This is a genomic window from Plantibacter sp., from assembly GCF_059073635.1.
In genome coordinates, this window is record NZ_JCACOF010000010.1 from 205244 (window position 1) to 221488 (window position 16245).

Annotated in this window: 10 protein-coding genes and 1 tRNA gene; 2 read left to right on the top strand and 9 right to left on the bottom strand. The window is 71.4% G+C overall.

All coding sequences use genetic code 11. From position 1 onward, the window contains the following. Positions 1-55: 55 nt before the first annotated feature. The 7 genes from rho to AC5JOC_RS13240 form a co-directional block, all read right to left on the bottom strand. Complete coding sequence (gene rho / locus AC5JOC_RS13210) at positions 56-2275, bottom strand: transcription termination factor Rho (RefSeq protein ID WP_124769593.1); 2220 nt, start codon at positions 2273-2275, stop codon at positions 56-58. A 232-nt stretch (positions 2276-2507) separates the two neighbouring features. After that, positions 2508-3464, bottom strand: coding sequence for a homoserine kinase (gene thrB, locus AC5JOC_RS13215; protein WP_071262436.1), 957 nt, complete (start codon positions 3462-3464; stop codon positions 2508-2510). A 65-nt stretch (positions 3465-3529) separates the two neighbouring features. Beyond that, the gene (locus AC5JOC_RS13220) at positions 3530-4849 is read right to left on the bottom strand and encodes a homoserine dehydrogenase (protein WP_079002763.1); all 1320 of its coding nucleotides are present in this window, start codon (positions 4847-4849) and stop codon (positions 3530-3532) included. Beyond that, entirely contained in the window at positions 4846-6252 is a 1407-nt protein-coding gene (gene lysA, locus AC5JOC_RS13225) for a diaminopimelate decarboxylase (RefSeq protein ID WP_494246543.1), read from the bottom strand. The genes AC5JOC_RS13220 and lysA overlap by 4 nt, the downstream gene beginning before the upstream one ends. A 323-nt stretch (positions 6253-6575) precedes the next feature. After that, positions 6576-7343 carry an LmeA family phospholipid-binding protein gene (locus AC5JOC_RS13230; RefSeq protein ID WP_494246544.1) on the bottom strand — a complete coding sequence of 256 codons (768 nt, stop codon included), beginning with the start codon at positions 7341-7343 and terminating at the stop codon, positions 6576-6578. Between the two features lie 103 nt (positions 7344-7446). After that, positions 7447-9117, bottom strand: a complete 1671-nt coding sequence (locus tag AC5JOC_RS13235) for an arginine--tRNA ligase (RefSeq protein WP_064295369.1) — start codon at positions 9115-9117, stop codon at positions 7447-7449. A gap of 59 nt (positions 9118-9176) precedes the next feature. Next, on the bottom strand, positions 9177-10010 hold the full coding sequence (locus tag AC5JOC_RS13240; protein ID WP_086473968.1) for a transglutaminase-like domain-containing protein: 834 nt from the start codon (positions 10008-10010) through the stop codon (positions 9177-9179). Between the two features lie 90 nt (positions 10011-10100). On the opposite strand from AC5JOC_RS13240, the gene AC5JOC_RS13245 reads away from it, so the two are divergent. After that, positions 10101-10175: transfer RNA gene (locus AC5JOC_RS13245), tRNA-Arg, on the top strand. 55 nt (positions 10176-10230) lie between these two features. Further along, positions 10231-10899, top strand: a complete 669-nt coding sequence (locus AC5JOC_RS13250) for a 4'-phosphopantetheinyl transferase family protein (RefSeq protein ID WP_494246545.1) — start codon at positions 10231-10233, stop codon at positions 10897-10899. 6 nt (positions 10900-10905) lie between these two features. Here the strand turns inward: AC5JOC_RS13250 and AC5JOC_RS13255 are convergent, their stop codons facing one another. Continuing rightward, the gene (locus AC5JOC_RS13255; protein ID WP_494246546.1) at positions 10906-12240 is read right to left on the bottom strand and encodes a M1 family metallopeptidase; all 1335 of its coding nucleotides are present in this window, start codon (positions 12238-12240) and stop codon (positions 10906-10908) included. Continuing rightward, positions 12240-16244: a Pls/PosA family non-ribosomal peptide synthetase gene (locus AC5JOC_RS13260; RefSeq protein ID WP_192006679.1), complete on the bottom strand. Its 4005-nt coding sequence runs from the start codon at positions 16242-16244 to the stop codon at positions 12240-12242. The genes AC5JOC_RS13255 and AC5JOC_RS13260 overlap by 1 nt, the downstream gene beginning before the upstream one ends. Between the last annotated feature and the right edge of the window lies 1 nt (position 16245).

The window sequence follows — 16245 nt, forward strand, 5'->3', positions numbered from 1 at the left end:
CCACCCGTTCCCGATGCCGGTGCGGCGCGGGTACGGATGGGGTCGGTCGGGACCGCTAGCGGTGGTTGTTCTCGTGTCCGTGGCTGTGCGAGGTCGGTGCGGGCATCGACTTCTGCATCTGAACGAGGAACTCCACGTTGGACGTGGTCTCCTTCAGCTTGCCGAGGACGACCTCGAGGGCCTGCTGCTGGTCGAGGCCGGCGAGGGCACGACGCAGCTTCCAGGTGACCTTGACCTCGTCGGGGGCGAGCAGCATCTCCTCGCGGCGGGTCGAGGACGCGTTGACGTCCACGGCCGGGAAGATCCGCTTGTCGGCGAGCTGGCGCGAGAGCCGGAGCTCCGAGTTGCCGGTGCCCTTGAACTCCTCGAAGATGACCTCGTCCATCTTGGAACCGGTCTCGACGAGCGCGGTCGCGAGGATCGTGAGGGATCCGCCGTTCTCGATGTTGCGAGCGGCACCGAAGAAACGCTTCGGCGGGTACAGCGCCGCGGCGTCGACACCGCCGGAGAGGATCCGACCCGAGGCGGGTGCGGCCAGGTTGTAGGCACGACCGAGACGCGTGATCGAGTCGAGCAGCACGACGACGTCGTGGCCGAGCTCGACGAGACGCTTGGCGCGCTCGATCGCGAGTTCGGCGACCGTCGTGTGGTCCTCGGCCGGACGGTCGAAGGTGGAGGCGATGACCTCACCCTTCACCGTGCGCTGCATGTCGGTGACCTCTTCGGGACGCTCGTCGACCAGCACGACCATGAGGTGGACCTCAGGGTTGTTGATCGAGATCGCGTTGGCGATCTGCTGCAGGACGATGGTCTTCCCGGCCTTCGGCGGGGCGACGATCAGGCCGCGCTGGCCCTTGCCGATCGGTGCGACGAGGTCGATGATGCGCTGCGTGAGCTTCGTCTGCTCCGTCTCGAGACGGAGGCGCTCCTGCGGGTACAGCGGGGTCAGCTTGCCGAACTCGACGCGGGCGCCGGCCTCGTCGACGGACAGGCCGTTGACGGAGTCGACCTTGACGATCGCGTTGTACTTCTGGCGGCTGCTGCTGTCGTTGTCGCGCGGCTGACGGATGGCCCCGACGACGGCGTCGCCCTTGCGCAGGTGGTACTTCTTCACCTGGCCGAGGGAGACGTAGACGTCGTTGGTGCCCGGGAGGTAGCCGGAGGTGCGCACGAAGGCGTAGTTGTCGAGGACGTCGAGGATGCCGGCGACCGGGATGAGGACGTCGTCCTCGGCGATCTCAGGCTCGACGTCGTCGTTCTGCACGGATCCGCGACGCTTGCGGTCGCGGTAGCGGCTGCGGCCGCCACGACCCTCGGAGTCGTCGCCCGGTGCGCCCTGGTTGCCCTGACCGCCCTGGTTGCCGCGGTTCTGCCCCTGCTGCTCCTGCTTGGCGTCGGCCTTCTGGCCGCCGTCGGCGTTCTGGCCACCGTTGTTCTGGTTGCCGTTGTTCTGGCCACCGTTGTTCTGGTTGCGGCCTCGGCCACGACCGCGGCGCCCGCCGGACGACTGGCCGTCCTGCTGCTCGCCGTCCTGGGTGTCGTCGGCGTCCGTGTTCGCGGCGTCGTCGTTCGAGTCCTGCTCGGAGGCGTTCTGTGCGGCGCGGTTCTGCTCGCCGCCGGCCTGCTCGCCGGTGCCCTGCTCAGCCGTGTTCTGCTCGGCGTCGTCGGCGTTGCGGTCGCGATCGCGTCCGCGACCACGGCGGTTGCCGCGCGAACGCCTCGGCGTCTGCTCGGGGGTCGTCTCGTCGGCGCTCGGCGACTCGGCGGTCGCGGCGGCGTCATCGGACTGCTCGGCGGGAGCCGCGTCGGCCGGAGCGGACGGTGCCTCGGCCTCGACCGGGGCGGGTGCGGCAGCCGGCGCAGCCGGTGCCTCGACGACGGGGGCGCCGACGATCGGGGTCGCGTTCGGGGCGACGGTGGCCGTCGTGGCCCGGCGGGACTTGCGTCGCGCCGGCGGGGCCGCCTTCTCGGCACCGAAGGCCTGGTCGAGCGCGAGGTCGAGCTCGGGCAGCTTGGACTGCACCGGTGCCTCCGGCGCGACTTCGAGCGCGGAGACCGACTCGATCACGTCGGCGGTCTCGGTGGCCGCGGCGTCGGTGTCGGTGTCGGTGCTGTTCTGGATGTTCTGGATGGCTTCGACCAGCTCGCCCTTGCGGAGCTTCGAGGCTCCGGCCACTCCGAGAGCGGCGGCGAGACGCTGCAGGTCGGCGACCTTGAGCGTCTTCGGGTCGGCATCCAGCGAGACGCCTGAGGCGCCTTCGTTGACGTCTGTCACGTGTGTCTTCCTTCCCTTGCGTCGAGACAGAGCTGTCTCGCGCAGGCGGCGATCGCACCGGAATCCTGTGCGGCGGGTGGGTGATGTTCACACGACGCAGAGCCTGTGCGGATAGCCCGGTGCGACGACCCGGCGGAGCGCTGCTCAGCAGGATGGAAACACGGTGGGACCCGAACAGACGCGATCAATTGGTGCGAAAGCGATGATTGTGCGGAATTGCCCCGGAAGCCGGTTACGCCGAAGAGGCGGGGTGGGCCGGGTGCCCTCCCACTGTAGCACCCTTGAAGTCGACCGCGAGCATGAGCGACTGCCACGGGGTGGTGGCGTGCTCGGCGACCAGCGCAGTGGCTTCGAGGCGTCGTCCGGGATCGTCCGCGAGGACGAGGATCGACGGACCGGCGCCGGACACGACGGCGGCGAAGCCGTGCTCGCGCAGCAGCGTGATGAGGGTGTTCGTCTCGGGCATCGCGGCGGCGCGGTAGCTCTGGTGGAGCCGGTCCTCGGTGGCCGCGAGCAGGAGCTCGGGGCTCTGCGTGAGCGCGGCGACGAGGAGCGCCGAACGCGAGACGTTGAACGCCGCGTCGGCGTGCGGCACGTTGGCGGGCTGCAGGCTGCGGGCGAGTTCCGTGGACATCGTGTGCTCGGGGACGAGCACGAGCGGCGAGACCCCGCGGTGCACGATGAGCTTCTTGTGCTGCGGGCCGTCGTCCGTCGTCCACGCGATCGTCAGGCCGCCGAACAGCGCCGGAGCGACGTTGTCGGGGTGACCCTCCATCTCCGTCGCGAGCCGGAGGAGGTCGTCCGGTCCGAGCTCGACCCGACCCTCGAGGAGCCCCTTCGCCGCCATGATGCCGGAGACGATCGCGGCGCCCGAGGAACCGAGGCCGCGGCCGTGCGGGATGACGTTCCGCGCGACGACGTCGAGACCGGGGAGGTCGTGGCCGTAGGCACGCAGAGCGTGTGCGATCGCGGTGATCACGAGGTTGGACGCGTCGGTCGGCACCTCGCCGGCGCCGACACCGATGACCTCCACGAACACGCCAGGCTCCTCGCGGACCGTGACGGTCAGCTCGTCGTACAGGGCGAGCGCCAGACCGAGCGTGTCGAAGCCGGGGCCGAGGTTGGCGGTGGTCGCCGGCACCTTCACGGTGACGGTGCGTCCGATCGCAAGCGGTTCGGTGTGACTCATAGGGATGCCTGCAATCTGGTGAGAGGTCGGCGAGCGACGCGGTCGGTGGTCGTGCGGTTCGGCACCTACTCGGCTCCTTCGACCCGGAGCACGGACACGACCCGCTCGACGTGGGCGTTCGAGGCGAGCTGCTCGACCGTGGCCGCGAGGGCCGATTCGAGCGCCCGGTGGGTGCCGATGACCAGGGTAGCGGTCGACAGCGTCCCGTCCGAGGAGGCCACGGACTGCTGGAAGGTCTCGACCGAGACACCGCCGTCGCTGAGGATCCCAGCGACCGCGGCGAGCACGCCGGGTTCGTCGGCCACCTCGAGGGTGACCTGGTATCGCGTCGTGACGCGGCCGATCTCGAGGACCGGCAGGTCGGCGTGCGTGGACTCGCCGACACCGGGGCCGCCGGCGACGTGACGACGGGCCGCCGAGACGAGGTCGCCGAGCACCGCGGAGGCGGTCTCCTTGCCACCGGCGCCGGCGCCGTAGAACATCAGACTCCCGGCGTTCTCGGCCTCCACGAAGACGGCGTTGTTGCCGCCGTGCACGGCGGCGAGCGGGTGCTCCCGACCGATGAGCGCCGGGTAGACGCGGGCGGACAGGCCCTCCTCGCCGGTGGTCTCGTCGACGATCCGCTCGGCGATCGCGAGCAGCTTGATGACGTAGCCCTCGCTGCGGGCGAGGTCGACCTGCGCCTTCGTGATCCCGGTGATGCCTTCACGGTGGACGGCCTCGACGGGGACGGTGGTGTGGAAGGCGAGACTCGCCAGGATGGTCGCCTTCTGCGCCGCGTCGTAGCCCTCGACGTCGAGGGTCGGGTCGGCCTCGAGGTACCCGAGCTCGCTCGCGACGGCTGCCGCGTCCTCCATCGTGTCGCCGAAGCGGTCCATCCGGTCGAGCATGTAGTTCGTGCTGCCGTTGACGATGCCGAGCACCCGGTTGATGCGGTCGCCCGCAAGGCTCTCCCGCAGGGGTCGGATGATCGGGATCGCCGCGGCGACGGCCGCCTCGTAGTACAGCTGGGCGCCGACCTGCTCAGCGGCGTCGAACAGTTCAGGGCCGTGCGTCGCGAGCAGCGCCTTGTTGGCGGTGACGATGTCGGCACCGGCGTTGATGGCCTGCAGGATGTGGCTGCGCGCCGGCTCGATGCCGCCGATGAGTTCGATCACGATGTCGGCGCTCAGGATGAGCTGCTCGGCATCGGTCGTGTACAGCTCCTTCGGCAGGTCGACGTCGCGAGGTGCGTCGACGTCGCGCACGGCGATGCCGATGAGCTCGAGGCTCGCTCCGGCTCGGGACGCCAGTTCGTCGGCGTGCTCGAGCAGCAGACGCGCCACCTGCGAGCCCACCGATCCGGCGCCCAGCAGGGCGACCTTCAGTCCGCGGTATTCGATCATTCCGTGTCCAATCCCGCATCGCGGCTGAGGAGGTCGTGCTCGGTCTCGCCCCGCACGATGACGCGGGCCGCGCCACCCGACACGGCGACGACGGCCGGGCGACCGAGGTAGTTGTAGTTGCTCGCGAGGGACCAGCAGTAGGCCCCGGTCGCGGGGACGGCCAGGAGGTCGCCGTCGCGGACGTCCGCCGGCAGGTAGTCGGCGTTCACGACGATGTCGCCCGACTCGCAGTGCTTGCCGGCGATCCGGACGAGCGCGGGGGGCGCGTCGCTCACGCGATCGGCGATCCGGACCGTGTAGTCCGCGCCGTACAGCGACGGCCGGGCGTTGTCGCTCATCCCGCCGTCGACGCTGACGTAGCGGCGGACGGCCGTCTCGCCCTCGTCGTTCCAGGCGACCACGACGTCCTTGATCGTGCCGACCTCGTAGAGCGTGATGCCGGCGCCGCCGATGATCGCGCGTCCCGGTTCGAAGGCGAGCTTCGGGATCCGGACGCCGTGGAGGTCGGCCGCAGCCTGGACACCGGCGAGGATGTCCGCCGCGAGCTGCTCGATCGGCGTCGGGTCGTCGGCGCTGGTGTAGGCGATGCCGAAGCCGCCACCGAGGTTGAGCTCGGGCACGGGGCCGCCCTCGAGCAGGCGCGCGTGCACGGCGAGCAGGCGTGCGGCGGATTCGGCGAACCCGTCGGACCCGAAGATCTGCGAGCCGATGTGGCAGTGGAGTCCGAGGAAGTCGAGCGAGGCGTGGGACCGGATGCGCGCGACGGCGTCGGCGGCGTCCTCGAGCGGCAGGCCGAACTTCTGGTCCTCGTGGGCGGTCGCGAGGTACTCGTGCGTGTGGGCGTGGACGCCGCTGTTCACGCGCAGACGCACCGACTGGACCCGGCCGGCGCGCTCGGCCGCTGCGGCGACGCGGTCGATCTCGGTGAGGCTGTCGAGCACGATGGCGCCGATCCCGACGCCCACGGCTCGCTCGATCTCCGCGACCGACTTGTTGTTGCCGTGGAAGCCCAGCTGGGCCGGATCGGTTCCGGCGGCGAGTGCGACGGCGAGTTCTCCGCCGCTGCAGATGTCGATGCGGAGGCCCTCCGCCGTCATCCACCGCGCGACCTCGGCCGAGAGGAACGCCTTCCCCGCGTAGTAGACGGCGACACTCGTGCCGCGGGCGGCCGCCTCACGCTCGAACGCCTCTCGCAGCGTGCGGGCGCGGGCCCGGGCGTCGTCCTCGTCGACGACGTAGAGCGGCGTGCCGAAGCGCTCCTGGAGCGTGCGGACGTCGACGCCGCCGAGCTGCAGGAGGCCGTCGGTGTCGCGGGCGGCCGATGCCGGCCACACGGCCGGATCGAGCGCGTTCGGATCGACGGGCTCGGCGAGCCAGTCGGGGGCGAGGGGGTTTCTGGCCACGGGGGTGTCCTGAGTCCTGTTGAGCGGAAAAGGAGGTTCTCGTTGGGCGAGCGGACCCGGTTTGGCCCCTGAAGCACCGATTTGTAGAGCACCGATGAAGGTGGATGCGCACGGCCCGGTGGTTGGTGATCCCGGTCGTCCGCACCCATCGCCGCTCGGTTGGAACGACTGAGGTGGAACACGGGCCGGAGGGCCCGACGGCACACCTCACCGCCCGGTCGGAGCAGTGGGTGTGTGGAAAGTCTAGCGAGACGCGCGTGCCCGTGCAGCATCGTGACGTCGGGTGGCCTGCTCCCCTCCGCCGCCGGGTGGCGGGGCGAGGTTCAGTCGCAGCTGCCGAGCGTCTGCAGCGACGCCTCGTCGAGGCGGAGCGTCGTCGAGGTCAGGGTGGCGGTCGCCGCCTCCGGCGTCACCGCGAGTCCATCGAGGTCGACCCCCTCGGGCAGGTACTGGGCGACGCAGATGCTCGGCGGGTCGCCCTGCAGGAAGCCGGTCACGAGCGCCCGCAGGTCGATGACGCCGAGGAGGCCGGTGTCGACGTTCACGGACGTCGGCATGAGGTTCACGCGGTCGGCCGTGGTGGTCGGCGCCACGGAGAAGTCGTACGGGATCGTGAACCCGAGGACGGTCGCCTCACCCGCGTACCCGATCTCGTCGTCGCCGAGGGTGAGCGTGCCCGGGAGCCCGGCCGTCTTGGCGAGGTCCGCCGCTCCGGCAGCATCGATCCTGATGGTCGCCACCACCCGACCGATGGTCTGCTCCGGGTCGAGGGGGACCCGGTCCGCGCTGACCCGGAGGTCCAGCGGGACGCCGTCGACGCTCGCGTCCGGTGCACGCAGGTCGACGTGCTCGAACGTTCCGGTGAGGTACTGGGCGATGACCGAGGCACCGCCGATCGACACGGCGACGTCCGCGTCGACGTTGTCGGGCAGACTCTGCTCGATCTGCGTCGCGACGCGCTCCTCGGCGACACCGCGCACGATCGCGTCGGCGATCAGGAACGCGCCGACGAGGACGACGAGCACCCCGACGACGATGACGATCGGAAGCCAGGGACGCCTGCGCTTACCCGACGGTTGCTGCTCACTCATGTTCCGAGGGTAGCGAACCGTCGTCGGCAGGAGGACGCCGCGAGCGCAGGACCGTTCCCGAGGAACCGTCCTGCGCTCGCGCGGATCTCCTGCTGTAGGGAAGCTACATGCGCTCCGGCGCGGAGACGCCGAGGAGCGCCAGCCCGTTGCGGATGACGGTGCCGGTCGCGTCGTTCAGCCAGAGGCGCGTGCGGTGCAGGTCGGTGACCGGCTCCTCCCCCATCGGGACGACCCGGCAGCTGTCGTACCACTTGTGGTACAGGCTCGCGGTCTCCTCCAGGTGCCGGGCGACGCGGTGCGGCTCGCGCAGCTGTGCGGCCTGCGCGACGATCCGCGGGAACTCCTGGAGGACGCCGAGGAGCGCCGACTCCGTCTCGTGGACGAGCAGCTCCGGAGCGAAGGCGCTGCGGTCGACCCCGGCCGAGGCGGCGTTGCGCGCCACCGAGTTCGTGCGGGCGTGGGCGTACTGGACGTAGAACACGGGGTTGTCGTTCGTCCGGCTGCGGAGCTGCTCCGGGTCGAGGGCCAACGGCGAATCGGCCGGGTAGCGACCGAGCGAGTACCGCAGGGCGTCCGTCCCGATCCAGGCCTGCAGGTCGTCCAGCTCGATGATGTTGCCGGCCCGCTTGGAGAGTCGGGCGCCGTTCACGCTCACGAGCTGCCCGATGAGCACCTCGATGTCGCGGTCCGGGTCGTCTCCGGCCGCGCCAGCGAGCGCCTTCAACCGGTGGACGTACCCGTGGTGGTCGGCGCCGAGCAGGTAGATCTTGTGCTGGAAGCCGCGGTCGCCCTTGTTCAGGTAGTACGCGGCGTCGGCGGCGAAGTAGGTGTAGACGCCGTTGGAGCGACGGATGACGCGGTTCTTGTCGTCGCCGAAGTCCGTCGTGCGCACCCAGACGGCGCCCTCCTCGTCGAACACGTGCCCCTGCTCGCGCAAGCGGTCCACGGCCTGGTCGATGAGGCTCGTGCCGTCCTCGCCCGTCGCGTGCAGCGTGCGCTCGCTGAACCAGACGTCGAAGTGGACGTTGAAGCGCTCGAGGGACGCGCGGATCTCACCGAGCTGCAGGGCGTAGGCGCGTTCCCGCGCGACCTCACGGGCGTCCGGACGCTCGAGGAGGTCGGGGATCTCGGCCAGCACGGTCTTCGCGAGGTCGCCGATGTACGCCCCGGGATAGCCGCCCTCGGGGGTCGGCTCCCCCTTGGCCGCGGCGAGGATCGAGTCCGCGAAGGTGTCCATCTGGTTGCCGGCGTCGTTGATGTAGTACTCGCTGACGAGCGTCGCACCGGACGCGCTCAGGACGCGGGCCAGGGAGTCGCCGAGCGCGGCCCAGCGCGTGTGGCCGATGTGCAGCGGGCCGGTCGGGTTGGCCGAGACGAACTCGATGTTGATGGTCTGACCGGCGAGGCTGTCGTTGCGGCCGAACGCGTCACCGGCGTCGACGATCACCTTCGCGAGCGCACCCGCGGCAGCGGCGTCGAGGCGCACGTTGATGAACCCGGGACCGGCGACCTCGACCGAGGCGACACCGTCGACCTGCACGAGCGCGTCGGCGAACTCCTGCGCGAGCTCGCGCGGGTTCGCCCCCACCCGCTTCGCGAGCTTCATCGCGATGTTGCAGGCCCAGTCGCCGTGATCGCGGTTCTTCGGACGCTCCAGCACCACGTCGTCGACCGACACCGCGACCTCGTCGGTGATGCCCGCCGCCTCGCGTCGTCGTTCGACGATCGGAACGACGATGGCGTGCAGGGCGGAGGCGAGGTCTTCAGGAGTCACGAGGAGCGATTCTACCCGGGCGCGTCGCACCGGCGACACGGTGGTCCTCGGGGCGACCGTCAGGCGAGCACGACCGCCTGCGCCGGGTCGTCGGCGGGCAGGACGTCGATCAGGGCGTCGATCCGCATGTCCTCGACGGTCACGTTGCCGTGATGGTTGCTCAACCAGGCCACGTCCGCGGCGTCGCGTCCGGTGGCGATGCGGACGAGCGACTGCCGCGGTGCCAGGCCCGTCGCGTCGACCACGTGCCAGGCGCCGTCGACGAAGCCCTCGGCCACCGCGTGGAAGTCCATGGGGACGAGACCCGGGGCGTAGACCGCGGCGTACCGGGCCGGGATGTCGAGCGCCCGCAGCATCGCGATGGTCAGGTGCGCGAAGTCCCGGCACACGCCACGCCCCGCGGCCAGGGTCGACACCGCACTGTCCGACACGGTCGTGGAGCCGGAGACGTAGGAGAGGTGGCGTCCGACCCAGGCAGCCACCCATGGCAGCACCTGCAGACCGCCGGACACCGTGCCGTCCTCGTGCAGGCGACGGTGCTCGAGGAGGTAGCCGAGCTCGGAACGCGCGAGCGAGAACAGCGCGTCCGACTCGCAGTACCGGCTGGGACGGAGGTAGGTCACGGTCTCCAAGGCGTCCACGGGACGCGGCACGGCCTGCCCGACGACCACCGCCTCGTAGTCGACCTGCAACCGGCCGGGCTCGGCGATGACCCGGTGGAGTCGTGTGTCGTCCGGACCCACGATCTCGGTGACCGCGCACGGGCCGTCCGAGGAGTGCACCTGCAGTCGCTCGCTCGCCAGCGGGGTGCCGCCGGCTGCAGCGATGGAGAAGATGAGGTCGGCTCGATCGTGCACCCGCAGATCGAGCGACGCGGTCAGGGTGCGCTGCATGACCTCATTGTTCCACGCGACGGGCGACGCGGATCCCGCACGCCTCCGGTACCGGCGTGGGTCCCGACTCTGGTAGCTTGGAGACGTTCCGCCTTCGTAGCTCAGCGGAAGAGCGCTTCCCTCCGGAGGAAGAAGTCGCTGGTTCGAATCCAGTCGAGGGCACCATCACCATCTCGCGAGGTCCTGCTTCGCATCGCTCCGACTCCGGGACGCGGGGGCCATGCACCGAGCCGATCCCCTCCCGCAGCCGACGGTCCGCTTCCTGCGCTGGGCCAGCGCCGCTGAGCTCGACCTCGCCGGCACGGCGGCCCGGCTGGACGCGTCCGCCCGTGACCGCCTCGACACCTCGTCCGCGACCGCGGCCCGTCGGTTCCTGTTCGGTCGCGCACTGCTCGTGCGCACCGTCGCGGAGACGATCGGCACCGACCCCGAGCGGATCGAGGTCACGGCGGTCTGCCCGGACTGCGGTCTCGCGCACGGACGACCACGGGTGCGCTTCGGAGACCGGACCGTCCACGTGAGCGTCTCCCACACCGCCGACGCCTCCGCGGTGGCGGTGTCGATCGAGCACCCCGTCGGTGTCGACGTCGAACGGCTCGACGCGGCCCGGTTCGCCGGCGTCGAGGACGTCGCCCTCACCCCCGCGGAACGGGAGCAGTGGCAGCGGCTGCCGGACCGACGACGCCTCCGGGCGCTCGCCGAGCGTTGGACGGCGAAGGAGGCCGTGACGAAGGCCCTCGGTACGGGCCTCACGACCGATCCCGCGACGATCGACCTCGGGCCGGATGCCGCACCACACGTCACCGAGACCGCGGGCCACCGCTTCGTCATCGACCACCCGGAGCCCGTGCCGGGATTCGTCGTCGCGACGGCCCTCCTGCTCCCCTGACCCGGTTCAGCCGACGGGGAACGGCGGGAGCGCCTCCTGGAAGAGCCACGCGTCGAGGAGCGGCTCGACCGGTGCCGGTGCATGTCGATCGGCCGTCCGGATGAAGTCGTCCGTCGACACGCTCGAGTGCCGGAAGGACGCCACCCAGTCACGCAGGAGGTCGAAGAACGCCTCGTCGCCGAGCAGTCGGCGCACGGCGTGCAGGGCGATCGCGCCCCGCTTGTAGACCCGGTCGTCGAACATGTCCGCGGGTCCCGGGTCGCCGACGACGAGGTCCTGCGGTGCCCGTCGGAGCGCTGCGTAGTGCGCCCGGGCACAGGCGTCGGCGGTCTCGGCCCCGGACTCCTCCGACCACAGCCACTCGGCGTAGCAGGCGAAGCCCTCGTGCAACCAGATGTCCCGCCAGGTGGCGATCGTCAGACTGTTCCCGAACCACTGGTGGGCGAGCTCGTGCGCGATCAACCGTTCCGAACCGCTGACGCCGTCGACGTGGTTGCGGCCGAACACGCTCATCCCCTGCGCCTCGAGTGGGATCTCCAGCACGTCGTCCGTGACCACGACGCCGTAGCTGCCGAAGGGGTAGGGTCCGAAGGCGCGCTCGAAGCACGCCAGCATGTCGACCTGCTCGGCGAAGTCGTGTCGGAACCGCGCCGTGAGGTCGCGCGGCAGGTGTGCGACGACCGGCACCGTGCTCGTCGCGACCCGAGCGCTGACGGCGAGCCGCTGGTACCGGCCGATCTGCACCGTCGCGAGGTAGGCGGCCATCGGTTCGGGCTGCTCGTAGACCCATGTGGTCCGGCTCGCGCGGGCAACGCGCGACACCAGCTCTCCGGGGGCGACGACCGTGTACGCCGACGACGCCGTGACACTGATCCGATAGGACGACTTGTCCGAGGGGTGGTCGTTGCAGGGGAACCAACTCGATGCGCCGCACGGCTGGGACGCCACGATGACGCCGTCCTCGAGTTCCTCCCAGCCGATCTCGCCCCAGGGGCTGCGCACGGGACGGGGCGCACCCGAGTACCGGACGAGCACGGAGAACTCGGCGCCGTCCGCGATGGTGTTCCGGGGCGTCAGCGTGAGCTTGCCCGAGCTGTGCGTCCGCTTCGCCTCGACCCCGTCGACCTGGACACGGGTGACGCGCAGCGCGGCGAGGTCGAGCGAGAACCGCGTGAGCTCCTCCGTCGCGACGGCGGTGAGCCGAGCCGTCCCGGACAGGGCGTTGCGGTCGACGTCGTAGTCGAGCTCCAGCTCGTACCGGACGACGCGGTAGCCACGATTCCCGCTGGAGGGCGTGTAGGGGTCGCCTGCGCTCCGCAGACGGGCGAGAGCCTCCCCCATCAGGACGCGACCTGGGGCTCCCGGTACTCCGCCGTCGTCACCTCGCGCCACGGGCCGATCGGGTTGCCGCTCCACCGGGTGCCCGCCGGGACGCGTTCTCCGCGCATGACGAGCGAGGCCGGTCCGACCGTCGCGTCGTCGTCGATCCGCGCTCCGGGGAGGATGACGCTGTGCGGCCCGAGCGTGGCGCCCGATGCGAGTTCGACCTGATCCATACTCATGATTCGATCATGGAACAGGTGCGTTTGCACAACGCAGCCCCGGTTGACCGTCGCGCCGTCGCCGAGTCGGACGAGGTCCGCCTCCGGCAGCCAGTAGCTCTCGCACCAGACCCCACGACCGATGCGGGCACCGAGCGAGCGCAACCACCAGGTGAGGGCTGGGGTGCCGGTGGCGGGTGCCGCGAACCAGGGTGCCGCGACCATCTCGACGAAGGTGTCGGACACCTCGTTGCGCCAGATGAACGAGGACCAGAGCGGGTGCTCCCCCGTGCGGATCGGGCCGACGATGACCCATTTGGCGACGGTCGTGATCCCGGCCGCGACCGCGCCGGCGGCCAGGAGCACGGCACCGCTGACGGCGATCGCGACACCGAGACCCCAGGTGTCGGCGAACCAGGCGAGGGCGAGGAGCACCAGGAGCGCGATGCCCGTCGTCACCATGACGGGGACGATGCGGCAGAGCTCCCACAGCGCGCGGGCGATCCGGAGCCGGAGCGGCGGGTCGTAGGTGCGGTCGAGATCGGCGTCGGACACCTGCCGCCGGAGCCGCATCGGTGGGCTCCCGAGCCAGGACGAGCCGGACTTGGCCTTCCGCGGTGCGGCCGACAGCACGGCGACGAGGCCGTTCTTGGGGACGTGCATGCCGGGGCCCGCCATGCCGGAGTTGCCGAGGAAGGCGCGCTTGCCGACGGACGCACCGGCGATCCGCATCCACCCGCCACCGAGCTCGTAGGAGGCCACCATCGTGTCGTCCGCGAGGAACGCACCGTCGCCGACGGTCGTCATCCGCGGGAGGAGGAGCACCGTCGACGCCTCCACGTTGCGCCCGACCTTCGCCCCGAGCAGGCGGAGCCAGACGGGCGTGAAGAGGCTCGCGTACAGGGGGAAGAGGAGGGTGCGCGCGGCGTCCAGGAGCCGCTCCGTTGCCCACACCTGCCAACCGACCCGACTGCGCACCGGGAAGTAGCCCTCGCTGAGACCGAGGCCGAGCAGCCGGACCAGGCCGATCGTGCTGATCGCCAGGACGACGAACCACACGAGGGTGGCGACGGGCACCCAGAGGAGCGCGCGCCAGGAGAACTCGAGCAGGCTGGTCGCGCCCGACGCGCCGGCCGCCACGACCGCCGCCGCCAGCACGAAGGCGAGGAACGGCAGCACCGACAGCAGCGCCGATCCCGCGCCGTACGCGAACAGCCAGCGTCGGCGACGCGGGGGTCGTTCGGTCGGCCACACCGGCTTCGCCTTGCCGACGCGGACGGCGGGCGACCCCGACCACAGGTGTCCGGAGGGGACGCGGCCGAAGACGGACGATCCTGGAGCGATCTCCGCACGCTTGCCGATCCGGGTGCCGGCGAGCAGGGTGCTGCGAGCGCCGACCGTGCTCTCGGCGCCGATGTGGACGTGGCCCAGTCGGAGCGTGTCGCCGTCGACCCAGTAGCCGCGGAGGTCGACCTCGGGCTCGATCGACGCGCGCGCCCCGACGGTGAGGAACCCGGTGACCGGCGGCACGCTGTGGAGGTCCGCGTCGGCACCGATCTTCGCGCCGAGCGCCCTGGCGTAGCTCGAGATCCAGGGGGCTCCGGCGAGACTCACCGCGCCGACCGTGTCGGCGACGCGTTCGGCGAGCCAGAGTCGCACATGGACCGAGCCGCCGCGCGGGTAGTCGCCCGGGCGGACGCCGACGAGGAGGAGCTTCGCCGCGATCACGGAGATCGCCATGCGTCCGATCGGGGTGATGACCACGAGGAAGCCGAGGGCGATCCACCACCACGAGACCATGGGGAGGTACGGGACGTCCGCGACGAGGCCGAGGACCCGACTGCCGGCGAGCAGGTACACGAGCCACCGGAGTCCGACGAGGATGAGGAGCGGGACACCCAGGAGGGTCTGTGCCCACTGGGTCGCGAGCGGCGTCGGGAGCACGGGGTCCGCGACGGCCGCTCGGCTGCGACGCTCGGGGCGTCGGCCGTCGAGTTCGGCGGCCATCGCGCCGAGTCGGGGGTGGCCGTAGATGTCGGCGACCGTGAACTCGGCATCGCGGGTGCGGATGAGCGAGACGAGCTGCGCGGCCGCCAGGCTCCCGCCGCCCAGGCTGAAGAAGTTGTCGCTCTCGGCCGTGACCCGGACCCCGAGGACGGCCGTCCACTGCTCGGCGAGCCACGCGGCGGTGCCCGACAGGGTCGAGGCGTCCTCCCCGTCGGCGGCGTCGAGCGGCCACGGCAGCGCGGCCCGGTCGACCTTGCCGGAGGTGCGGGTGGGCAGCTCGCCGACGACCGCGAGGAGCGGGACGAGCGGTGCCGGGAGCTGCTCACGGAGGGTGTCGAGCGCCCGCTCGACGGAGAACCCGTCGCGGTCGGGCACCGCGAGGTACCCCACGAGGACGGCGTTCCCGGCGGCGGTGCGCTGGACGGCTGCTGCCGCACCCGAGACGCCCGGCAGCGCCTGCAGGGCGGCCTCGATCTCTCCGAGTTCCACGCGCCGACCGCCGATCTTCACCTGGTCGTCCGCGCGCCCCTGGAACACGAGTCCTGCGGCCTCGTAGCGGACGAGGTCGCCGCTCCGGTACGCCCGCGACCACCCGATGCTCGGCATGGGCGCATACCGTTCGGCGTCCTTGGCGGGGTCGAGATACCGGGCGAGTCCGACGCCGCCGATGATGAGCTCGCCGACGCCGCCCTCCTCGACCGGGACGCCCTCGGCGTCGACCACGGCGAGGTCCCAGCCGTCGAGCGGCAGTCCGATGCGCACGGGCTGCTCGCCGGTCAACAGCGCGGCGCAGGCGACGACGGTGGCCTCGGTGGGTCCGTAGGTGTTCCAGACCTCGCGACCGTCCACGGCCAGCCGGGCGGCGAGCTCCGGCGGGCAGGCCTCGCCGCCGAAGATGAGCATGCGGATGTTCTCGAGGGATTCGGCGGGCCACATCGCCGCCAGCGTCGGAACCGTCGACACCACGGTGATGCCCTTCGCGGTGAGCCAGGGTCCGAGGTCCATACCGCTGCGGACGAGCGAGCGCGGCGCCGGGACCAGGCATGCGCCGTGTCCCCAGGCGAGCCACATCTCCTCGCAGGACGCGTCGAAGGCGACGGACAGGCCGGCCAGCACACGATCACCGGGGCCGAGGGGTTCCGCCTGGAGGAAGATCCGCGCCTCGGCGTCGACGAACGCGGCGGCAGAGCGGTGCGAGACGGCGACGCCCTTCGGCGTGCCCGTCGAGCCGGAGGTGAAGATGATCCAGGAGTCGTCGTCGAGTCGCGGTGGTTCGAGGACCGGGATCGCCCGGGTGCCCGGGTGGGGTGCCGCGCCCGTCGCGAGTTGCACCCGTTCGGGATCGACGCCGTCATCGGCCGGGTCCTCCGTTCCGCGGCGCGAACGCTCGAAGACACCGCCGTCGACCAGGACGCCGACGACGGCCGCCTCACCGAACACGAGTCGTGCCCGCTCCTCCGGGTCGTCGGCGTCGACGGGCACGTAGGCCGCTCCGGTGAACAGGATCCCGAGGATCCCGAGGTAGAGGTCGCGGGTGCCCGAGGCGATCCGGACACCGACCCGGTCACCGCGCCGGACCCCGGCGGCGAACAGCCCGGCCGCGACCCGCTCCGCGCTGAGGACGAGCTCGCGGTAGCTGAGCGCTCCCTCCGCGTCCTCGATCGCCGAGGCCTCGGGGTGCGACGCGGCGACGTCACGGAGGACGTCGAGGAGGGTGCGCTCGGCCGGTGCGCGCACGCCACCGAGCAGCGCGGGCTGCCGCTCGATGAGGAGGGCGGTGCTGGTGTCGGCGTCCATA